This is a genomic window from Roseobacter sp. HKCCD5988 (assembly GCF_037830355.1).
GTDB lineage: Bacteria > Pseudomonadota > Alphaproteobacteria > Rhodobacterales > Rhodobacteraceae > M30B80.
Map to the genome: position 1 here is coordinate 502,501 of NZ_JBBLYJ010000001.1, position 21,198 is coordinate 523,698.

The 21,198-nt window shown below is 50.4% G+C and carries 16 protein-coding genes, 1 tRNA gene and 2 rRNA genes (1 of these 19 only partly in view); 13 read left to right on the forward strand and 6 right to left on the reverse strand.

Annotated elements, in window-relative coordinates; translation table 11 throughout:
• The 3 genes from AAC636_RS02555 to AAC636_RS02565 form a co-directional block, all read left to right on the forward strand.
• Positions 1-2,481 (forward strand): 23S ribosomal RNA (locus AAC636_RS02555); it begins 351 nt to the left of the window's first position.
• An 89-nt stretch (positions 2,482-2,570) separates the two neighbouring features.
• A 5S ribosomal RNA gene (gene rrf / locus AAC636_RS02560) occupies positions 2,571-2,685 on the forward strand.
• A gap of 83 nt (positions 2,686-2,768) precedes the next feature.
• Positions 2,769-2,845, forward strand: a tRNA-Met gene (locus tag AAC636_RS02565).
• 740 nt (positions 2,846-3,585) lie between these two features.
• Here AAC636_RS02565 and AAC636_RS02570 read toward each other — a convergent pair.
• From AAC636_RS02570 to AAC636_RS02580, 3 genes are read right to left on the reverse strand one after another with little or no spacing between them, the layout of a single operon-like run.
• Entirely contained in the window at positions 3,586-4,506 is a 921-nt protein-coding gene (locus AAC636_RS02570; protein ID WP_340300297.1) for an N-carbamoyl-D-amino-acid hydrolase, read from the reverse strand.
• A gap of 11 nt (positions 4,507-4,517) precedes the next feature.
• Positions 4,518-5,753, reverse strand: a complete 1,236-nt coding sequence (locus tag AAC636_RS02575) for a Zn-dependent hydrolase (protein ID WP_340300298.1) — start codon at positions 5,751-5,753, stop codon at positions 4,518-4,520.
• Positions 5,750-7,030: a diaminopropionate ammonia-lyase gene (locus AAC636_RS02580; RefSeq protein WP_340301071.1), complete on the reverse strand. Its 1,281-nt coding sequence runs from the start codon at positions 7,028-7,030 to the stop codon at positions 5,750-5,752. Before AAC636_RS02580 ends, AAC636_RS02575 begins: the two co-directional genes overlap by 4 nt.
• 139 nt (positions 7,031-7,169) lie before the next feature.
• On the opposite strand from AAC636_RS02580, the gene AAC636_RS02585 reads away from it, so the two are divergent.
• Positions 7,170-8,048 carry a MurR/RpiR family transcriptional regulator gene (locus AAC636_RS02585; protein ID WP_340300299.1) on the forward strand — a complete coding sequence of 293 codons (879 nt, stop codon included), beginning with the start codon at positions 7,170-7,172 and terminating at the stop codon, positions 8,046-8,048.
• A gap of 27 nt (positions 8,049-8,075) precedes the next feature.
• Here the strand turns inward: AAC636_RS02585 and AAC636_RS02590 are convergent, their stop codons facing one another.
• Together AAC636_RS02590 and AAC636_RS02595 are read right to left on the reverse strand one after the other, a co-directional pair.
• Entirely contained in the window at positions 8,076-9,008 is a 933-nt protein-coding gene (locus AAC636_RS02590) for a MurR/RpiR family transcriptional regulator (protein WP_340300300.1), read from the reverse strand.
• Positions 9,009-9,193: 185 nt separating this feature from the next.
• Positions 9,194-9,958 carry a creatininase family protein gene (locus tag AAC636_RS02595; protein ID WP_340300301.1) on the reverse strand — a complete coding sequence of 255 codons (765 nt, stop codon included), beginning with the start codon at positions 9,956-9,958 and terminating at the stop codon, positions 9,194-9,196.
• A 158-nt stretch (positions 9,959-10,116) separates the two neighbouring features.
• On the opposite strand from AAC636_RS02595, the gene AAC636_RS02600 reads away from it, so the two are divergent.
• The 8 genes from AAC636_RS02600 (at position 10,117) to AAC636_RS02635 (ending at position 18,726) form a co-directional block, all read left to right on the forward strand.
• A complete protein-coding gene (locus AAC636_RS02600; protein ID WP_340300302.1) occupies positions 10,117-10,659 on the forward strand; it encodes a TRAP transporter small permease in 543 nt (180 codons plus the stop codon).
• Positions 10,656-11,939 carry a TRAP transporter large permease gene (locus AAC636_RS02605; protein ID WP_340254710.1) on the forward strand — a complete coding sequence of 428 codons (1,284 nt, stop codon included), beginning with the start codon at positions 10,656-10,658 and terminating at the stop codon, positions 11,937-11,939. The genes AAC636_RS02600 and AAC636_RS02605 overlap by 4 nt, the downstream gene beginning before the upstream one ends.
• Before the next feature lie 28 nt (positions 11,940-11,967).
• Positions 11,968-13,011 (forward strand): TRAP transporter substrate-binding protein, encoded by a 1,044-nt coding sequence (locus AAC636_RS02610; RefSeq protein WP_340254707.1) that lies wholly within the window; start codon positions 11,968-11,970, stop codon positions 13,009-13,011.
• Between the two features lie 94 nt (positions 13,012-13,105).
• Complete coding sequence (locus AAC636_RS02615; RefSeq protein ID WP_340300303.1) at positions 13,106-14,179, forward strand: D-TA family PLP-dependent enzyme; 1,074 nt, start codon at positions 13,106-13,108, stop codon at positions 14,177-14,179.
• Positions 14,180-14,255: 76 nt separating this feature from the next.
• Positions 14,256-14,624, forward strand: a complete 369-nt coding sequence (locus tag AAC636_RS02620; RefSeq protein WP_340297701.1) for a RidA family protein — start codon at positions 14,256-14,258, stop codon at positions 14,622-14,624.
• The gene (locus tag AAC636_RS02625) at positions 14,621-15,751 is read left to right on the forward strand and encodes an amidohydrolase/deacetylase family metallohydrolase (protein WP_340300304.1); all 1,131 of its coding nucleotides are present in this window, start codon (positions 14,621-14,623) and stop codon (positions 15,749-15,751) included. Before AAC636_RS02620 ends, AAC636_RS02625 begins: the two co-directional genes overlap by 4 nt.
• 99 nt (positions 15,752-15,850) lie before the next feature.
• Positions 15,851-17,002, forward strand: coding sequence for an amidohydrolase (locus AAC636_RS02630; protein ID WP_340300305.1), 1,152 nt, complete (start codon positions 15,851-15,853; stop codon positions 17,000-17,002).
• A gap of 56 nt (positions 17,003-17,058) precedes the next feature.
• Positions 17,059-18,726, forward strand: a complete 1,668-nt coding sequence (locus AAC636_RS02635) for a hypothetical protein (RefSeq protein WP_340300306.1) — start codon at positions 17,059-17,061, stop codon at positions 18,724-18,726.
• 219 nt (positions 18,727-18,945) lie between these two features.
• Here the strand turns inward: AAC636_RS02635 and AAC636_RS02640 are convergent, their stop codons facing one another.
• Complete coding sequence (locus AAC636_RS02640; protein ID WP_340300307.1) at positions 18,946-19,935, reverse strand: nuclear transport factor 2 family protein; 990 nt, start codon at positions 19,933-19,935, stop codon at positions 18,946-18,948.
• A gap of 160 nt (positions 19,936-20,095) precedes the next feature.
• Here AAC636_RS02640 and AAC636_RS02645 point away from each other — a divergent pair, with 160 nt between their 5' ends.
• Positions 20,096-21,145, forward strand: coding sequence for an ABC transporter ATP-binding protein (locus AAC636_RS02645; protein WP_340300308.1), 1,050 nt, complete (start codon positions 20,096-20,098; stop codon positions 21,143-21,145).
• The last annotated feature ends 53 nt before the right edge of the window (positions 21,146-21,198 follow it).

Here is a 21,198-nt window from a genome sequence, read left to right on the forward strand (position 1 = left end):
AGTGGGTGACAGTCCCGTATGGGAAGTTCGATTGGACGTATTAAGTAGGGCGGGACACGTGAAATCCTGTCTGAAGATCGGAGGACCACCTTCGAAGGCTAAGTACTCCTTACTGACCGATAGCGAACCAGTACCGTGAGGGAAAGGTGAAAAGCACCCCGACGAGGGGAGTGAAACAGTACCTGAAACCGGACGCCTACAAGCAGTCGGAGGAGCCTCGAGCTCTGACGGCGTACCTTTTGTATAATGGGTCATCGACTTGGTCTCACGAGCAAGCTTAAGCCGTTAGGTGTAGGCGCAGCGAAAGCGAGTCTTAATAGGGCGAATGAGTTCGTGGGATCAGACCCGAAACCGAGTGATCTAGCCATGACCAGGATGAAGGTTGGGTAACACCAACTGGAGGTCCGAACCCACACCTGTTGAAAAAGGTCGGGATGAGTTGTGGCTAGGGGTGAAAGGCCAATCAAACTCGGAGATAGCTGGTTCTCCGCGAAATCTATTTAGGTAGAGCGTCATCCGAATACCCCGGGGGGTAGAGCACTGGATGGGTAATGGGGCCCCACAGGCTTACTGATCCTAACCAAACTCCGAATACCCGGGAGTACTAGATGGCAGACACACGGCGGATGCTAACGTCCGTCGTGGAGAGGGAAACAACCCTGACCTCCAGCTAAGGCCCCTAATTCATGGCTAAGTGGGAAAGCAGGTGGGACGACCAAAACAACCAGGAGGTTGGCTTAGAAGCAGCCATCCTTTAAAGATAGCGTAACAGCTCACTGGTCTAAATAAGTTGTCCTGCGGCGAAGATGTATCGGGGCTCAAGCCATGAGCCGAAGCTGAGGATGCACGTAAGTGCGTGGTAGCGGAGCGTAGTGTGACATAACTCCATGTCTCCTGAACGGGTTCGCCCGTATTGGAGACGCGGAGTTTTCTGTGAAGCCGGGGCGTGAGCCATCCGGTGGAGAGATCACTAGCGAGAATGATGACATGAGTAGCGACAAACAGGGTGAGAGACCCTGTCGCCGAAAGTCCAAGGGTTCCTGCTTAAAGCTAATCTGAGCAGGGTAAGCCGGCCCCTAAGGCGAGGCAGAAATGCGTAGTCGATGGGAACCAGGTTAATATTCCTGGGCCAGTGGGATGTGACGGATCGTGACTGTTGTTCACCCTTATTGGATTGGGTGGGCCGCTAATCGGTTCCTGGAAATAGCCCCACATGAGACCGTACCCTAAACCGACACAGGTGGACTGGTAGAGAATACCAAGGCGCTTGAGAGAACGATGTTGAAGGAACTCGGCAAAATACCTCCGTAAGTTCGCGAGAAGGAGGCCCGGGTTCAAGGCAACTTGGATCCGGGGGCACAAACCAGGGGGTGGCGACTGTTTACTAAAAACACAGGGCTCTGCGAAGTCGCAAGACGACGTATAGGGTCTGACGCCTGCCCGGTGCCTGAAGGTTAAAAGGAGGGGTGCAAGCTCCGAATTGAAGCCCAGGTAAACGGCGGCCGTAACTATAACGGTCCTAAGGTAGCGAAATTCCTTGTCGGGTAAGTTCCGACCTGCACGAATGGCGTAACGACTTCCCCGCTGTCTCCAACATCGACTCAGCGAAATTGAATTGCCTGTCAAGATGCAGGCTTCCCGCGGTTAGACGGAAAGACCCCGTGCACCTTTACTACAACTTCAGATTGGCATCAGGCCAAGCATGTGCAGGATAGGTGGTAGACTTTGAAGCAGGGACGCCAGTTCCTGTGGAGTCATCCTTGAGATACCACCCTTGCTTTGCTTGATGTCTAACCGCGGCCCGTTATCCGGGTCCGGGACCCTCTGTGGTGGGTAGTTTGACTGGGGCGGTCGCCTCCTAAAGAGTAACGGAGGCGCGCGATGGTTGGCTCAGAGCGGTCGGAAATCGCTCGTTGAGTGCAATGGCAGAAGCCAGCCTGACTGCAAGACTGACAAGTCGAGCAGAGTCGAAAGACGGTCATAGTGATCCGGTGGTCCCAAGTGGGAGGGCCATCGCTCAACGGATAAAAGGTACGCCGGGGATAACAGGCTGATGATGCCCAAGAGTCCATATCGACGGCATCGTTTGGCACCTCGATGTCGGCTCATCTCATCCTGGGGCTGGAGCAGGTCCCAAGGGTATGGCTGTTCGCCATTTAAAGAGGTACGTGAGCTGGGTTTAGAACGTCGTGAGACAGTTCGGTCCCTATCTGCCGTGGGTGTAGGATACTTGAGAGGAGTTGCCCCTAGTACGAGAGGACCGGGGTGAACGATCCACTGGTGGACCTGTTGTTGCGCCAGCAGCAGTGCAGGGTAGCTATGATCGGACAGGATAACCGCTGAAGGCATCTAAGCGGGAAGCCCCCCTCAAAACAAGGTATCCCTGAGGGCCGTGGAAGACCACCACGTCGATAGGCCAGAGATGTAAGCGCAGCAATGCGTTCAGTTGACTGGTACTAATTGCCCGATAGGCTTGATTTGATCCAGTAGAAGCCAGGTTTGGCCTCTAGGATTGATGAAAGCATCACACTCAGGTGTGCTGACTTGGATGTTTTGTGTTTCTTTCTCGGTTTGGTGGTCATAGCGTGAGCAAAACACCCGGCTCCATTCCGAACCCGGCCGTTAAGTGCCACTGCGCCAATGGTACTGCGTCTTAAGACGTGGGAGAGTAGGTCACCGCCAAACCTAGTAAGAAACACGAACACCGATCTCTCTAACGATGCAGCCCCAACTTGCCTGAACTTTCAGCCTTGGGGCCTGTATATTGGCGCGGGGTGGAGCAGCCCGGTAGCTCGTCAGGCTCATAACCTGAAGGCCGCAGGTTCAAATCCTGCCCCCGCAACCACTTTTGTCGAACCAATAAAACAAGGCTCATCCGTAACAGGGCGAGCCTGTTTTTTGTCTGATAGAGCGACATTGAACAAAGCTGCCAACTGACCGTGCAGCACGACTTCCCATCCCTGAGGAGTGTGGCGCAGATCAACTCGGTCGATCAATTCGCGTATTAGAGGAATCGCTTCAGACGCAAATGCGGAATCGTTCAGCATACTGGTGAGTTGACCGAGTTTACGTTGATACGCTTCCGCGAGGTTCGGATGCATCAGAACAGGCGATGCCTCCACTTGCTGTTCTTGGGCGGCCCTGAGCTGCTTCACTCGTGCTTCAAGTTCGCCAATCCGAGCCATTATGCCTTCGCTGCGTATTCCATCAGCCACTGCATCGTAAAGACCATCCAACTTCTTATTGGCTGCGGCAAGATCGTTAAAGGAAAGTGCAATGCCAGTCTGCCATTTATAGTGCATAGCGACGAACTCATGCGATGCAGGGTCTAATTCTAGCCAACGTTTTATTAACTTTGTAGCTGACGTGCCGCGGCGGAGTGCGTCCTTAAACCTATTGAGTTCTTTGTAAGATACCCGCGATCCAAGCTCGGCGCGGCGATCTTCAAGATCCATATCACAGTGATACCGATCAGCAGCGCGCTCAAGCTGAACCTCGTACATGCCAGATTTGCGAGGGTCAACTTTGCAGCGTGCCAGGGTGGATTGAAGGGGCGATAACGCTGGGTTCATTGAACGAATGTGTTCAATCTTTTGGTGCGCAAATGTCTGTGTACTCATTTGGCTGTCGGTGAAGTGAAAAGTTAAAAACGTTCTCGCGCAATTCTTTACAACGATCCAAGTTAATTTTGGCGATTACTAGTTCATCGTCAACACTCTGCGCTTTGGCAACAATTTCTCCAGTTGGCGCTATGATGCAGCTACCACCAATCAAATCACAGTTTTCTTCAAGCCCGGCTTTTGCAGTCCCAATTACCCAACAGCCGTTGGCATAGGCACTCGCCTGCATGCACAGATGATTATGAAAGTCCTGCAAATGATCGTGCTCAGGTGCAAGAGGATAATGTCGCGGCGTGTTGTAGCCTAGCATCACTAGCTCTGCACCTCGCAAACCCATAACACGGAACGTCTCTGGCCAACGCCGGTCATTGCATATGCACATACCGACTTTGCCACCAAAAGCGTCAAAAACTGGAAATCCTAAGTCTCCTTTTTCAAAATAACACTTTTCGAGATGTTGAAATGGTCGCCATGGTTCATGTTCAAAATGGCCAGGCAAATGGATTTTACGGTATTTCCCGACAATTTTCCCAGAACCGTCAACAATTATTGATGTGTTGAACCGTTGCTTCTTCCCATTTTGTACAACCAACTCGGCATAGCCGAGGTAAAAACCAACATTAAGTTTTGCGGCTGCGTCAAATAAAGGCTGCACATCAGCATTCGGCATCTGAGTTTCAAACCATGCATCCAACTCGGCATCATCCTCAGTGTACCATCTCGGAAAAAATGTGGTCAGCGCCAATTCTGGAAACACTACCACTTCAACGCCACGCGCTTTTGCTTCATGTAGCAACGAAACCATTCGAGACACAGCCGAACTGCGTGGTTCGTCCTTAGCTATTGGCCCTAATTGGGCCGCTGCAGCCATATATTCACGCTTCATTTTTTTCACTCTCATTGAGAGACCAATTCGGCCTGGCCTAATACAACCCTCAGCAACACATCGACACCGGGAGCAATATGCTCCGGGGCTGTAAATTCATTGATGTTATGGCTTAATCCGTCTTTCGAAGGCACAAAGACCATCGCGGTGGGGCAATTTGGCGCGAACATCTGTGCATCATGACCTGCACCAGAGGGCATTAGGCGCACTGAATAACCCAAAGACTTTGCATGAGACTCAATCTCACCGACAAGACCTAAATCAAATTTAACAGGTGCAAACCTAGCAAGACTACGACGTTGAACTTTACACCCTTGTGCCACAGCGAAATCTTCAGCCGCTCGATTGAGGCGCTCCTCAGCTTTTTTGAGCGTCTCATCACAGGTGTTGCGCAAATCAACGGTCAACACTGCACGCTCAGGCACAACGTTTACCAGACCAGGTGAAACGTCAAACATGCCAACGGTGGCCACTTGAGGCGATCCAAAATCATTTGCAATGGCGCGCGCTTCAACGGCAATTTGTGCAGCAACCAGCCCTGCATCATGTCGCATCACCATCGGCGTAGTACCCGCGTGGCAGGACTGCCCTTCAATTACATATTCAGCCCAAGAAATGCCTTGCACGCCGGTCACCGCGCCAATGGCCAAACTTTCGGCTTCAAGAACTGGCCCTTGTTCAATATGCAGTTCCAGGAAGCAGTGGGGACGTAGAGCAAGCACTGAGGCTTTGCCTGCGTAACCAATACGTAGAAGCTCTTCCCCTACCGTTTTGCCGTCAATTCCCTGAACTGACAGCATTTCATCCAAATCCAGCGCGCCCTGCGCAACGCCCGAACCCATCATGTCAGGGGCAAACCGCGCGCCCTCTTCATTTGTAAAAAAAGCAATTCCCACTGGCAGACGTGTCACTGCCCCTGCGTCATTCAAGGCCTGAATAATTTCAAGCCCAGCCAAAACGCCTAAAGCTCCATCATACAAACCTCCAGTGGCGACAGTGTCTATATGAGACCCAATGATCACGGGCGCTGCATCTTCAAAGCCTGCGCGTACACCCCATGTGTTGCCAATTACATCAGTGGTAATTTGAAGGCCTGCCTCTTCCATCCACTTGATGACAAGGTCACGCCCTGCCCTGTCCTCATCGCTTAGAGCGAGACGCTTCACACCACCGCCGTGCAGAGCACCAATTTCGCCCAAAGCGAAGATACGGCCCATCAAGCGGTTTAAGTTGATCTGAACATTCATCTGATTTTCCGAACTTCGTCGGCACTGCGCCCTATCAATTGTACGTATAGATCGGGATCCGTGTCACTTTCAGTGCCAAATATGAGAACTCTAGAATTAGCATCCAAACTCAATTCGTTGCGCGCTTGGGAATGATCCGCAGCGGCCATCAGTGCAGCCAAGCCCGCCACCGCCGACTCTCCTGCAACGATTGGTAAGTCCTCTGCGGTCGGATTAGCCAAAACCCGCATCATCATTACTGCGTCATCATCCGTAACTGACATTACGGCATCGGCAGTTTGACGCAGGATATCCCAAGCGATCACACTAATCTCACCACAGGCTAGGCCCGCCATTAAAGTGTCTAAATCGCCATGCACTGGCGTAGGAGTTCCGTGTCTTATGGATTCAAGCCAACAAGCAGATTGATCAGGATCCGCCAACACAATCACTGGCCGATCACTGCCATATCTGCGTTTGGTGTAGGCAGCCACTGCCGCCGCCATACCGCCAACGCCAGTTTGTAAAAAAATATGTGTAGGCGCAGCTTCCAATTGGTCACAGGCTTCAGCTGCCATTAGTTCGTAACCCTGCATCACGTCCTTTGGTATGTCTGTGTAGCCTGGGTACGAGGTATCAGAGACAACGAACCATCCCTCTCGGGTAGCTGAATCTTGTGCCTCACGCACGCTGTCATCGTAATTACCTTTGGTGCGGATTACAGTGGCCCCGTAGGCTTCGATAGCATGCTTGCGGCCCTCACTGACCGTCGAGTGGATTAAGATTACACACTTGCAGCCAAATGTCTGCGCACCCCATGCAACAGAACGGCCATGGTTGCCATCCGTCGCGCAGCACACAGTCACCTGAGATATTAAATCACTATGCGTGCCGTCCAACAGCGAACTGATTTTGGGCATTTCAATGCCTTTGATCCTTGCAATTTCACGACGCAACAACTGTGAAACGGCATAGGCTCCGCCCAACGCCTTAAAACTGCCGAGACCAAACCGCGGACCCTCATCCTTATAGTGTATGCTCTCAATATGTGCTTTAGCGGCAAGGGACTTCAACGGAATGAGGGGTGTTGGCGCATATCCAGGCCAGGCAGAAATAGTGGATTTAGCAATAGCAAATGCGTCATCGTTCAGCACTGCCGATTGTTCCGGCCCATATAAGGCCCCCTTGCTTGCCATAGAATTGAGCAAGAGTTCGTTGTCTTTCTGTAGGCCGAGAGTGTTAGTAAAGCGCACTTTTAAGGCTCCTCTCAAATGGGCGATGAAAAGCCCAGAACGCATCCTGCTCACACATAAATGCTTCGCGACGGACGCTGAAATTTATCTTAGGCTCTTTTAATTCAAAGTTGATAATGATATGAAAATTTCATAAAATCAAGATATATGAAAAATATTTTTCATAAATTACACGGTGAGCTGAGTGACAAAAAACCACAAACAAACAAGCGAACCTTGTTCGAAGAATACCATCGTGGACACACTGCACAGGATTTATCAAGACTTCAGCAAACAAGAAAAAAGAGTGGCCGATGTCATCCTTGATGCCCCAGGTGAGCTAGGACTGTACTCAGCCTCTGAGTTGGCTGAACGAGCCAATGTGTCAAACGCCACAATCACACGCTTCGTAAGGCGTGCCCAATTTTCTAGCTATGAAGAACTGCGGCTCGCTGCACGTGAGGCTCGCAGCTGGGGTTCGCCCTTGTTCCAAACAAGACCGGTCACTAGCACAGGGGACAACGATTTTCTGTCGGAGTTTTTAGAGGCGGAAACGCACAATCTTGCTCAAGCCCTCAACAGCTTGGTACCTTCTGAAGTTGACGAGATGACCGAGGCTTTGATTGCCGCGCGCAACTTAGTGTTCATGGGATTTCGCAACAGCCATTTTCTAGCCAGCTATGCTCGCAATCAATTTCTGCAATTTCGAAGTGGAACACGCATTTCGCCCGGACCAGGCGAAACTATCACTGAGAGTACTGCAGACCTGACGAGTGAAGATGTTGTTTTGGTTATTGGTTTGCGCCGTATCCTTACCTCGTTAAAAAGTGAAATGGAGTCTCTCCATGATCGTGGCGTCCCAATCCTATTACTCACAGATCCCTCCGCGCGTGTCATGCCAGCATTTGCGCGATGGACCCTTACATGCCCAGTTGAATCTCCTTACCTTTTTGACAGTTATTCAGGCGTTCAATCAGTGTTACGGATATTGGCATATAAAAGTTTTCAAAAATCAGGAAAGCAAGGACGCGCTTATATGGAAGCAATTGAGGCGCGACATGCCGAAACTGGTGCGTTCGAATAGCTTGAACGGAAAAAATATTACAAAAACCTAATCGCCGATTGGTTGATGCCGAATAGTGCCGTGAAGAGCCCGCAGGGTGTTGCGGATTGACTGTAAATTAACAGCGGCATCGGGCATCCGCGCCGCGATTGTTCCCATCAAGCAATCGATAGTAAAAAGCTGGGCATAGCGTGTCTGTGCAGGCAGCATAAAAAACGTGTGATCGTTGAAAAATTCAACCGGCAAGACAATTTCGCTAACCTTGGCCAGGGGACTATCAACTTGCGTAATCGCTAACGTCATTGCGCCATTCGATCGAGCCAATTCAATAGACTGAACCACCGGCGCAGGAACACCGGTAGACGAAATAGCAACGAACAGATCGCCCTTCTTCGCTACAGCTGCCGCCATTCGTTGACGATAGGAATCCAGGATTGATTGGACGGGAAGACCAAGTCGAAACATGCGGTTTTCGAGTTCTTCGCACAACACACTTGATGACCCGCCAACGCCAATGCAGTAGGTGATCCGTGATTTGACAACCGCAGCGGCAGCCTTGTCCAACACTTTGACGTCAGTTGCCTGCGCGGCGCCGCGCAATGCGCCCATTGATGAGTCAAGCATCACCTTAACCAATTCACTAGGGAATGGATCATCGTCCTGCATGTGCGGCGTGTTTAATACCTGCGTCAGAATTAAATCTTGAGCGAGACGGTGCTTTAGAGCTTTAAAGCCTTCTAGACCAATCCGACGGCACATACGTAAGACAGTTGGCTCGGAAACGGCAGCCCTATCCGCAACTGCCTTTATGGATGCATGTGAGACCCATTCAGTATTTGCCAAAATGATACGCGCCACTTTGGCTTCGCCGTTGTTCAAATCAGGCACCGAGCTGCGCAAGATATCCAACAAGTTACCAGAACCACGGCTTGGTAATTTAGATTTGCCTGACGAGGATAACGGTGGAGTACGTTTCGTCATGTTGCAATGCTTTCGTCAGTTGCGCGCGTTGGCATTTAAGTGGACCTAGATCCACAATTCTCATTCATCAAACCTACAATCGCCTCAGGATGGGCAAAAGGAATCAGGTGTCGCGACCAGATAAGGAGCTCGGTCAGCGGCGATGATTAGTTAACTTCTAGAACCTGCATCGCTGTGAGCTGTTTTTATGGAGCAAACTGGCCGAGGTCGTTAACCACTGTCTTCAAGCGCCTCACTACCTCCTCTGTTATCTTGTGTCCCTGCTCAACGCTCGCAGCGTCAGGTTGGCCCACGACACCACTACCACCGGAAATGCTGTGCATCGAGCGATAAAGTGTGCCGCCACTTCTATGAAGCATTGAACCATCGGCCCAGGCGTGACTTTTTACAAAGAACTCACCCGCCGGCAAATCGATACTCGGCGCCACCGCTCCCGCTGCCATCATCAAGGACGTCTCAAATTCACACGCATGGCCTGTCCCAAACTGTCCAGTCTTGCTGACTTCAGAGAGTGCATCGCGGGCCAAAGTCCACCACGTCACTAATGCAATTCGACACTGTGGATGGGCCGCCCCGAATTCCTCTAAGATCACCTGACCAATAGCCTGGTTGCCACCGTGCGAGTTGAACAAAAGAATATTGCTGAAACCGGCGCAACAGACCGAATTTAAAATTGAAATAACATAATCCATCATCACGCGATGGGGCACACTTAACGTTCCGTTAAAATCGAGATGATGCGCCGAGCACCCTACTTTCACCGTTGGAAGAATTAGTTGGGCCCCTGGATCATCCTGATCAAGCTTCGACAAAAAATGAGACCCGATGACTGCGTCAGTATCGACAGGCAGATGAGGGCCGTGCTGCTCTATAGCCGCCAGGTTCAAAATAACTGGTGTGCTTCGTTCAACCCCCTCAATTGCAGCTGATGTCATCTTCTCCCAATACATGGTGGCCTCTACGTGTACTGAACCAGCAAAATACGTAGCAAAATTACTCAATGACCCAAAAATTGCAAAAGAAATAGTTTTACTATCAAAAAATAAATTTCGTGTTACGGTTGAATTCTAACGATTCTGTTTTGCCAGAGCCGATCACGGAGAACTGAGTGACAGACGCACCGCCCGAAAAAGATTATCCAGGATGGGAGTTTGCGGCCTTATGGAGCGACCGGATTAACCGTGTGGTGGAACTCATATTAGCCATTTTAATGGCGTTGCTGGTTCTGGATGTCTGGCTAGGTGTGATTGACCGCTACTATTTCCGTTGGCAACTCGACTGGCCAGAAGCATTTGCACGATACTTAATGATTTGGGCTGCACTTCTTGCAATCTCTGCAGGAATTGCTCGCCGCGACCATATCGGCCTTATGAGTTTCGTTGGGCGACTGCCTATTGGTATCCGTCGCGGATTACTCATCTTTGCCGACTTAGTCACGCTCGCATTGTTTATCTATCTTTTTGTGACAGGTATCCCATTCGCTGCAGGCGGCTTCGGTAGAGAGGCAATGATCTTCGGGGCGAGTATGGGTCCCTTTTTCACTGCCGTTCCCGCGGCCGCATTCTTGGCCTCAGTTCAAATGTTTCTGACAATGCTGCGCGATCTTGGATGGCATGTAGACAGGCCCAAACGAGAAGAAAGTTTGACATGATTGTAGCTGTCGTTTTCGTCGGACTTATTTTGATTGGAATGCCAATTGGCTTTGTCATTGGAGCCGCTGGTGTAGTTGGATTGATCTCACTTGGAGGGACATCTTTCCTCGCCATTTCACCATCGCGGATCTTCGCCGGGCTCGATCTTTTCCCGTTTTTAGCCATGCCCTTTTTTATACTTGCCGGCGAGATTATGAATGCGGTGGGAATTACACAGCGCCTCGTTGCCTTTGCGCAAGCTCTAGTCGGGCGGTTCCGGGGGGGATTGGCTCATTCCAATATGCTAGCTTCTGTATTTTTTGCAGGGCTAACTGGTTCGGCAACGGCTGATGCAGCAGCATTCGGGCGGACATTGGTTCCCGCAATGGTTAAGGCCGGTTATCGCCGTGACTATGCCTGTGCGGTTACAGCCGCAGGGTCGATTATCGGACCCACGATCCCACCTTCTGGCTTAATGGTGATTTACGGGTCACTGATGGGCGTTTCGATCGCAGGACTTTTCGCGGCAGGTATCCTGCCTGGCCTGGCGATAGCCGTGGTCTGCATGGGCATTATTGTTATCGGTGGAAAGCGCGAGAACTTGCCCGTCGCAGAACGCGGCGCCACTTTTGCGGAAATTTGGGCAACTTTCAAACATTCGCTAACCGCACTATTTATGCCCATAATTATTCTTGGCGGCATATTGGGCGGCATCGTAACCCCTACCGAAGCCGCATCCATTGCGGTGGCATACGCACTATTTCTCGGCGGGGTAATCTACCGCACATTAGTGTGGCGAGACCTCTACCAAATGCTGATCCGCACTGCTCGGATAACAGGCGTAATTTTTGTGATTATCGCCTTTGCGAACATCTTAGGCTTCTGGCTGACTTTTGAGCGTATTCCGCAGGCTGTCGCACAGGCTGTGCTAACCCTCAGTGAGAACCCCTATGTCATTATCGCAATAATCGTTGCGCTACTCTTAGTGGTCGGCATGATTATGGACATTACCGCAATTCTAATTCTGCTGGCTCCAGTTCTTACGCCGCTGACCGCAAGCATCGGTCTGGAACCAATTCACGCAGGAATAATCTTTGTCCTCGCCCTAAACATCTCACTAATGACCCCACCGGTTGGGGCATGTCTGTTCGTCTTGTCATCGGTGACGGGCGAAACTGTTGAACGGATTTCTATCAAGCTTTTCCCATTCCTTTTGGCGCAAATCGCAGTCCTATTTGCGTTCGCCTTTATGGAAGACGTCGCGCTGGCCCTGCCTCGTGCTTTCGGGTTTGCAAACTAAACTAAACCAACCAAGGAGGACCTTACGGATGACCAAACTTCGAACAATGACGGCAACACTCGCGCTGTGCGCGGTTGCGGCCACTGCTAATGCCGAACAAACACTTAGATTTGGAACCGACAATAATCCTGATGTTTTTGATAACCCACAACACGCTTGTGCTGGCGTATTCAGCAATATCATGGAGTCTGCCACAAACGGAGAGATTAACGTCGAAATTTTTGGTAATAACCAACTCGGCAACGCATCTGAGCACGTGCAGCAAGTTCGCGACGGCATTATCCACGCTACTCTTTCCTCCACGGGCGCAATGGCGAGCTATTACCCCCGGATTGATGTGTTGAACATGCCATTCGCATTTGCCAACAACGCGGCGACATATCATGTGTTTGATGGCGCCTTTGGCCAAGCCTTGGCGGCGGATATTGAAGAAACGCTCGGCGACGTCGTCGTTCTTGGGTTCCCAGATACGGGCGGCTTCTTTGCAATTACCAATTCCAAACAAGAAATCGCGTCACTGGACGACATGGAGGGCGTGCGCATCCGGACGATGACCCTTCCCTCTCACCAGGTTATTATCCAAGCACTCGGTGCTGAAGCTTATCCACTGGCCTGGGGCGAAGTATATTCGGGCCTCCAAACTGGCGTAATTGATGGGCAGATGAACCCCATCCCAATTATTTCGTTCTCGAACTTCAATGAAGTTCAGCAGTACATGACACTGACAAACCACCTGTTCTCGCCATACACGTTCTTAGTGAACCGCGCGATGTATGAGGGCCTCACACCTGCGCAGCAGGCAACCATGCGCTTGGCTGCGGAAGAGTGTGTGGCCGCCAGCCGCGGGTTGGCACGCATAATCGAGGCATCTGACCGTGGTTTGGCGGGATTGATGCAGACTATGACAGTCACCGCACTAAACGACGAAACTCGGCAGGAGTTTGTCGATGCCGCCCAACCAGCATTTGAACAGCACATCGCAAACAACCTAGACGCCAAGGCAACCGAACTCCTCAACTTGATGAAGTCGGAGCTCGGGGCGGCAAATTCTCAACTTTATATGATGGATTAAGAAATAAGGGCGGCGGCGTTCGCGCCGCCGCCTCCACCGCCATAGATCGGGCATTGAATACAATAATGAATGATGAAAATTGAAAGAGTTTCGAATGTTGGACAATCTGCCCCCGGCTATGTTTGCTACGCTCGATACGCCCTCCGTCCTAGTAGACTTAGATATTGCGGAACGAAATATTCATCGGTTTCAGAGCTTTGCAAATAAAGCGCAAATAACCGTTAGACCTCACATTAAAACTCATAAGTTACCAGACCTCGCGAAGGCTCAAATCAAAGCGGGTGCAGTGGGCATAACATGCCAGAAAATCAGTGAAGCAGAGGTAATGGCAAACGCTGGTCTGGATGACATTCTCATTACATACAATATTCTTAGCGCATCAAAACTCGACCGACTAAATCGTTTGGCTAGTAAGATTAAATTAACGGTAGTCGCAGACAATCTCACTGTGATTGAAGGCTTGTCAGCAGCCTTTTCTAACACAACTCCGCTAAGGGTCCTTGTTGAGTGTGACACTGGTGCAGGACGATGTGGTGTCCAAACGCCTGAAGCAGCTTGCGAGATTGCGCAGCGCATCAACAACACAGCTGGATTAATGTTTGGCGGCTTGATGACCTATCCTCCTACTGACAGGGAAGGAGAGGTCCAACAGTGGCTGACAGATGCTCAGCATGCTTGCCTCAACGCAGGGCTTCAAGTTGATACAATATCAACCGGCGGAACTCCTGGTATGTGGAAGGCGGATCATGTGCCCGTTGCAACTGAGTATCGTCCGGGAACTTACATTTATAACGACCGATCACTTGTCGCTCGAGGAACTGCCAAGTGGGATGATTGTGCACTTACCGTTCTAGCCACTGTTATTTCAACACCCACTGAAAAAAGAGCAATCATTGATGCAGGCTCAAAAGTTTTAACCTCTGATTTGTTGGGTATGGATGGCTATGGCTATGTCGTTGACCATCCTGATCTTACCATCAACGCATTGTCAGAGGAGCATGGAATAATGCTTTCTAAAACACCCCACCAACTATCGGTGGGCCAACGTGTGCGCATCATTCCCAATCACGCCTGTGTGGTCACTAACATGATGGATCGTATTACGCTGTTGCGTGGTAAAAAAATAGAAGGGGAAGAGATTGTAGCAGCTCGAGGCTGCGTCACTTGATCCTTAGTTAAATGGCTTTCGTCGTACTCAGGTTAAACCCTCAAAAACCACCCAAATAAAATAGGAAGGCTCTAAAATGACCAAAAAGCAAACCTTAGGCTCCTCCCATGTGCCGCTGTCGCCCGCTGTACGTGCGGGAGATTTCGTTTTTGTCTCTGGTCAGGTGCCCGTCGGTGAGGATGGGGCTATCGTTCCAGGCGGGATCGGACCTGAAACTGACCAAGTACTGGCAAATGTGGCTAAAGCATTAGCCCTCGCTGGGTGTACACTAGCCGACGTCGTCAAAACGACAGTGTGGTTGAGGGACAGAGATGATTTTTCTGCATTCAATGAAGCTTATGGAAAACATTTCCCATCAGATCCTCCCGCCCGTTCAACAGCGGAGTCGCGATTGATGATCGATATCGCTGTCGAAATCGAAGCAATCGCCTACAAGCCGCTATGACAGGGTCGATTGTATTACGCGGTGGCCGGGTAATTGACCCCGCTAATGGCGTTGACCGGGTCGCTGACCTGGTCCTTGGAAAAGACAAAGTCTTAGGTCTCGACGTGCCGGAACCGGATGGGGCACAAGTTATTGATTGCAAGGGAAGCATTGTAACCCCGGGCATGATTGACCTGCACGTACATGTTTATTGGGGTGGTACTTCTCTTGGCGTTAAGCCTGAAAGCTTCGCGGACAAATCTGCATGTACAACACTAGTGGATGCAGGCAGCGCAGGCCCAGGAAATTTTATCGGCTTTAGAGAGCATGTAATTGAGCAATCCAGGGTGCGTATCCTAGCCTATCTCCACGTGTCGTTCGCAGGGATCTACGGGTTTGGCGGCACTATTATGGTCGGCGAGAGCCACGATATGCGCCTGATGGCTGCGCGTGAAGCTGCTGCGGTAGCCTCCGCGCACCCAGGCGTTATCGTTGGCATAAAAGTTAGAATAGGGGCTCACGCCTCAGGGCCATCCGGTATCGCTCCTCTGGATGTAGCGCAGGATGTTGCCGATCGAACAGGCTTGCCGTTAATGGTGCATATCGACGAACCGCCTCCATCTTATTCAGACGTAGTAGCGCGTCTACGCAAAGGAGATGTCCTAACTCATTGCTTCCGACCATTCCCTAATGCACCCTGCCACGGCGACGGCCGCGTGAGGGATGCTGTTTTGGCAGCTCGGGAACGTGGTGTAATTTTTGATATAGCGCATGGCATGGGGTCATTTTCGTGGGATACCGCGCGAAAAATGGATGCCGCAGGGTTTCGGCCTGATGTAATTTCGTCAGACATTCATGCATTTTGCATTGACGGTCCGGCACATGACAATCTTAACGTTATGACCAAATTCTTAGCACTCGGCTGGTCAGTCGAAGATGTCATTGCTGCGGCAAGTATTGCTCCTGCTAAAGTTCTTAGCCGGCCAGATCTTGGCCATTTGGGCAAAACTGCTCAGCCTGAGGCTAGCGTAATACGACTAACTCCAGGCACCGTCGATTTGGCAGACGTAACAGGTGAAATCGTAAGCCACGATAGCTTGTTGAAACCAGTGGGAACTGTTTCCGGAGGCAAATGGCATCCAGCATAATTGCGTTGGACTTTGGCGCGAAAGCTAGCAAGCAACGTCCAATGAATGCATAAGTATTTTTTTGCTTCACAGATTACTTGTGCCGAAAGGAACCTGTGCGTGGGAAATATAAAGCTGAATTTGGCACAATTGCGTCAAAACTTACACAAATCGCCTGAATTAGGCTTCCAAGAAACCAAGACCAAAGAAACGATAGCCAGCCTTTTACGTGACTTTGGTCTTGAGGTGTATGAAGGCGCTGGCGTGGTTGGAGTGTTACGATCGGGTTCTGGCAATCACGCTATAGGCCTTCGTGCAGACATGGATGCCTTGCCGATTTTGGAAAAAAGTACTCATGGATACGTCTCAAAGACCCCAGGAGTAATGCATGCCTGTGGCCATGACGGTCACACAACTATGCTCCTCGGCGCGGCGCAGCGGCTCTCTGCTGATAGAAACTTTGATGGGACTGTAATTTTTCTGTTTCAGCCTAATGAGGAAAATGGCCTTGGTGCTCGGGCGATGTTAGATGAAGGTGTTCTACAACGTTTTCCAATTGAAGAAGTCTACGCAATCCACAACCTTCCGGGAGCGCCCTTGGGTCAGGTCTCAACTCGCGTTGGACTGATGTGTTCTTCTGAGAGCCTGTTCGAAATCCATATTCATGGACAAGGCGGACACGCATCTATGCCACAAGTTGGCCGCGACACCATCACCGTTGGTTCAGAAATCGTGCAAGCCCTTCAATCCATAGTATCCCGCAAAATTGCACCAGGAGCTGGAGCAGTGGTCTCGGTCACTGAATTCACCACAGACGGCAAGCGCAATGTCTTACCTGGTCAAGCGATCTTGAAAGGTGATGTGCGAGCGCGCTGTACAGAAGATCGGACAGCTATCGAAACCTACATGCGGCAGATCTCAGATGGTATTGCGGCTGCCCATGGGGTTAACATATCAGTCAACTTTTGGACTGAGTTCATTGAGACAGTAAATTCAGAAATTCCGACACAAGCTGTCATTCGTGCTGGGAAGGCAGCGGGTTGCGATACAATCGGTGATCGAGATCCTATGAGTTTTTCAGAAGATTTTGCACATTTCTGCCATGAGGTGCCTGGCTGTCTTCTTCTCCTTGGAAACGGTCTCAGTGGCACGCACGGGCAGCCACTGCATTCCGACACCTATGACTTCAACGACGCGCTTATACCCATTGGTGTTGAATTTTGGGTGCAACTTGTGAACGATCGGCTTCCCGCAAATCTTCTTTATCGATAACAAGCGAAGCCATTACCAAGGCAAGAGGAGTTTTGGAACTCAAAGGGAGATGCGCGATGAAACGAGAGCGTGGTCACTTTTCAGGTTCGGTAGCAGTGATTGGAGGGCATGATCACGTTCATGCTCTACGTAGATTACGCGAGGAATATCCTGATATAAAATGGCAAGCCGTCACATTACCACCGGGTTCAACTCCTCGCTTGTTTTTACATGAAGATAAATCAATGCCTGAAGGTTCGTTTCGTATCCAGAATGAAATGAACGAAAACACCCCTACAAAAGTTGATATAATTGGTGGACCGTTTTCTGGCATTATTTATGCCGTTGAGGAACTAATTTCTCAGGGCGGCTCCGACAAAGCGCGCATGGCATTGCCTTCAGAGACTTTAGAAGACACGCCGGGTCTAACATATCGCACTTTTTGGACTTGGGACCATTCCACTAACTGGGAGCTGTCTCAGATTGGCCAACAGGAAATAGGCGTTTTTAATCCTTATGGTAAACCACCTGGGGGCTTTCTGCGCGACTATAAACGCTGTGTCGATTTCTGCTCGAAAAACCGTATCGCTGCAATTGTTATCTACGGCTTCCTGAGAGACAGTCATGGCGGCGTTGAAGCCGCAAAGGAGTTATGCAGCTACGCCAAAGAGCGCGGCGTGCGCATTTTGCCCGGTATAGCCATTGGTTCGTATGGCGGCGTCTATTGGGAGGGGGATAATCAGTATAATCTTGCCACATGGCTAAAGAAGAACCCGGAAGCTGCCGCGACGCTTGAGAAAGGTGTCGGTTTTCAGATTTGTGACCTTGCCTTCCCTCTCAACTTTCCACGTTCTGATTACACTCTCTCTGCTTGTCCCTCCGCACCTGAAACCATGGCTTGGATGGAAGAGGGCGTCAGCTGGCTCTGCGAGACTTTTGAAGTAGGTGGTATAAACATCGAGGCCGGAGATTATGGTGTTTGTGGATGTTCTCGATGTGTCGCGCGCCGTGCGAATGAGAGCGAAGCCGCTCGTCGTCGTGACGTGCATGGTGATTACTGGTCGCATACGGATATGGCAGATAATTTTCCTCGTCTCTTCAATGCGGCTCGCAAAGCACGACCTGACGCCTGGATATATTCGGAGATCCAATGGGACAATCTGTTAGATCCCGTTTCGTTGGAGGCGCAGCGCAGATTGCCAGTTGGCGGTATATATCAGCACACTACCAATCGCACCTATTGGAAACGGATTTCCGCCGAGCTGACAAAAAGCTACGTTGAAGAACTTCCAATGCAGCCGAATGTACTGCGCTGTCAATTTGCTTGCCAGTGGAACGGTGACGAACGTACGGAACGCTATGCGCTCAATGCGCCAGTCTTCGCAGAAATGGCACAATTAAGTTACCGCACCGGGATGACGGGTCTGACGATCTGGGGTGAGCCATCGCCATGGTATGCGACGGTCGAACTATCCTATTTGGCATTTGCCCGTTTTTCATGGGATCCTTCGCTGCAGTATGAGGAGTTTATGAGCCGTGATGTCGCGCCACTATTCGGCGGCATGGAAGCCGCAGAAAAATTCGTGACCACCGCTAATGAAATAGATGCTAATCAACGTCTTCCATTAGAAAGGCTTGAGGCGCTTCAGAGAGAATGCTTGGCGCATCGTACTTCAGGTGAAGTGGGCAGGCGTTGGCTATCACTGGAAGAAATAATTTCAAGACGGATTTACATGGGGGAATAAAAATCAACGCACTAGTGAGCAGCCTCATCTGACTGTGCACCACTCTCCCGAATATTGGAGGGAAACCAATCGACATGGTCAGACCTGGCACCGCGTAAGCTACAATTGGCGCCGCCAAGCACACTGAATACTGCCTCCGCAACCATTTCCTAAAGTTACCTATGGCACACGGCCTCAGCCTTTAAGGGTCTTATCATAGTCCTACAAACTAAATCCTATTTAGGTTTGTAGGCGTTTCAAAACGTCAAGCCCCTGGCTTTTAAGGTAATGTAGAAGGTCGATGAACACCCAGTTCTCGATCAGTTTGTCATCCCGTCTGCGGTAAATATCGACGACCCTGAATTCTCCTGCTTTGTCAGAAGCAGGCATTCCAAGAAAACCGCCTATTGGTTTTGCAGTGAAATTTGGCCACCCGAAAAAGCCCCCGTAATGTCCCTCGGCAAAGCGGCAGATGTGGCCTGTACCGCTACGTTCGGTAAAGCTAGCACGAAATGGCCCAGAATGCTGTTTGGCGTAACGTTCAATCGTGTATGTGGCACCAATTCCAGCTGGCCCCCACCAAACCATGTCAGTGTGCCACGATCTGGAAAGTTCTTCCTCCAGTGGTAGTCCTAATTTCCATTGGCCGAGATCCGAGATCATTCGGTTTATAGCTTCCAGTGTTTTCGCACCTTCACTGGCAGGCTGTGATGCCGTCATTATTGCGTCATGGGGAAGTGGGCCAGGTTGAACGAACTGAGCTGCTGTTTGGTCTGGGAAAGGCCGTAAGCCAACCTGCATCATCAACGCGGGGATATCCAGAAACAAAGCGGTCTCTACAATTTTGCCTGCTTCTACCCGATGAAATTCTGCGTAGCGCAGCATAACTAATTTATGTGTCGGTTTGATGCCGAGCCAAGGGTTGTCAAAAAGGCCCATAAAGTGGCCCATGCTTGTGACCCAGATTTCCCTAGTATCGGATAATGAATTTTCGCCCGCCATGAACACGTCTATGCGACGCTGCAAGCTAGAGAATGCGTGTGTAAAACCTGACCAAAAAATGGTGTTAACTGCGTCAGTGCCCGTTTGAACGTCAAAGGGATGCATGCCGCGCCAAAGCCAATTCGCAGAACAATAGTGTTCGAATACAACACTCGATTCGTTCTGAGCTGCGTTTTCGAGAGCTTTATAAAAGCCTAATACGACTTCTTTCTCGGTTTGGAAATCCATTTAGAAATTGGCCCTTTATCAGCGTGTTAGCGTGTAAATGTTTGTTTCATGATGGCTTAAGAGCGCAAGTATTGCATACGTTTGCAAAAAAACCTTGCCAAGTTGTCGCACTATTGTCTAGCCTTCGCAAACGTATGCAAAACGCGCCTTGGGAGGGGTCATGGCAGAAGTCCAGTTGCGCAACATCTCGAAGAGATGGGGCAGTTTCATCGGCGTCGATCAGTTTGATCTCACTATTGCTGATGAGGAGTTCTTGGTTCTGCTCGGTCCATCCGGCTGTGGTAAGACGACCACCATGCGGATGATTGCGGGTTTAGAAGACCCAACGGATGGAGAAATCTTAATCGGGGATAAAGTGGTAAACGGTCTAGAGCCGAAAGACCGTGACGTAGCTATGGTTTTTCAAAGCTATGGTCTGTACCCAAACATGAATGTTTATGAAAATATCCGGTTCCCCTTAAAAGTCCGTAAAATCGATCAAAAGCTCCATGATGAAAAAGTCATGAAAGCTGCTCGCATGGTCGAGTTGGAGCCCTTTTTGCATCGTAGGCCTGCTGAGCTTTCAGGTGGGCAACGCCAACGCGTTGCGCTTGCACGGGCCATTGTGCGCGAGCCAAATGTCTTTTTGATGGACGAACCTCTCTCGAACTTGGATGCGAAGTTGCGTGTTTCCACGCGCGCGCAGATCAAGAACTTATCTCATGAGCTAAAAGTTACGACTGTTTACGTAACCCACGATCAAATTGAAGCCATGACGTTAGCTGACCGTGTGGTTGTGATGAACCATGGTGTTGTTCAACAAGTCGGCACGCCAACAGAGATCTATGACCGCCCCGCTAATACCTTTGTCGCGAGCTTTATCGGCAACCCTGCAATGAACCTTATCGAGGGTGAGTTGCGGCGTGGTGTGTTCACTGCACCTAATACCAAGATTTCTGGCTTAAAGGGGCCAGATGGTCCGATTACTCTTGGCTTCAGAGCAGAGGACGCCTCAGTTGTCTCGCGTGGCGGCCAAATCAAAGGGCCAATCTACACTCTCGAATTACTGGGTGAGGCAACCATGGTTAGTCTCAAGATTGGCGGTGCATTGGTTAGCGCCAAGTCAGACAAGAGTTTCCGTGCGGAAATTGGCGATGCCGTATCGATCAAGGTTTCAGCGGATCAATGCCATCTGTTTGATGCAAAAACAGGTGCAAATATAGGGGAGTAATCCTCAATCATGCCCGTGGCAGAGCCGCGGGAGTACTTGATGAGAATGGCATC

What these genes read in the sequence shown, in the direction of transcription:
- AAC636_RS02645 (WP_340300308.1), top strand. Translation starts at nt 20,096, where the DNA reads ATGGCAGAAGTCCAGTTGCGCAACATCTCGAAGAGATGGGGCAGTTTC.
- AAC636_RS02640 (WP_340300307.1), bottom strand. Translation starts at nt 19,935, where the DNA reads ATGGATTTCCAAACCGAGAAAGAAGTCGTATTAGGCTTTTATAAAGCT.
- AAC636_RS02595 (WP_340300301.1), bottom strand. Translation starts at nt 9,958, where the DNA reads ATGTATTGGGAGAAGATGACATCAGCTGCAATTGAGGGGGTTGAACGA.
- AAC636_RS02615 (WP_340300303.1), top strand. Translation starts at nt 13,106, where the DNA reads ATGTTGGACAATCTGCCCCCGGCTATGTTTGCTACGCTCGATACGCCC.
- AAC636_RS02580 (WP_340301071.1), bottom strand. Translation starts at nt 7,030, where the DNA reads ATGCGTTCTGGGCTTTTCATCGCCCATTTGAGAGGAGCCTTAAAAGTG.
- AAC636_RS02625 (WP_340300304.1), top strand. Translation starts at nt 14,621, where the DNA reads ATGACAGGGTCGATTGTATTACGCGGTGGCCGGGTAATTGACCCCGCT.
- AAC636_RS02570 (WP_340300297.1), bottom strand. Translation starts at nt 4,506, where the DNA reads ATGAAGCGTGAATATATGGCTGCAGCGGCCCAATTAGGGCCAATAGCT.
- AAC636_RS02635 (WP_340300306.1), top strand. Translation starts at nt 17,059, where the DNA reads ATGAAACGAGAGCGTGGTCACTTTTCAGGTTCGGTAGCAGTGATTGGA.
- AAC636_RS02610 (WP_340254707.1), top strand. Translation starts at nt 11,968, where the DNA reads ATGACCAAACTTCGAACAATGACGGCAACACTCGCGCTGTGCGCGGTT.
- AAC636_RS02590 (WP_340300300.1), bottom strand. Translation starts at nt 9,008, where the DNA reads ATGACGAAACGTACTCCACCGTTATCCTCGTCAGGCAAATCTAAATTA.
- AAC636_RS02620 (WP_340297701.1), top strand. Translation starts at nt 14,256, where the DNA reads ATGACCAAAAAGCAAACCTTAGGCTCCTCCCATGTGCCGCTGTCGCCC.
- AAC636_RS02575 (WP_340300298.1), bottom strand. Translation starts at nt 5,753, where the DNA reads ATGAATGTTCAGATCAACTTAAACCGCTTGATGGGCCGTATCTTCGCT.
- AAC636_RS02605 (WP_340254710.1), top strand. Translation starts at nt 10,656, where the DNA reads ATGATTGTAGCTGTCGTTTTCGTCGGACTTATTTTGATTGGAATGCCA.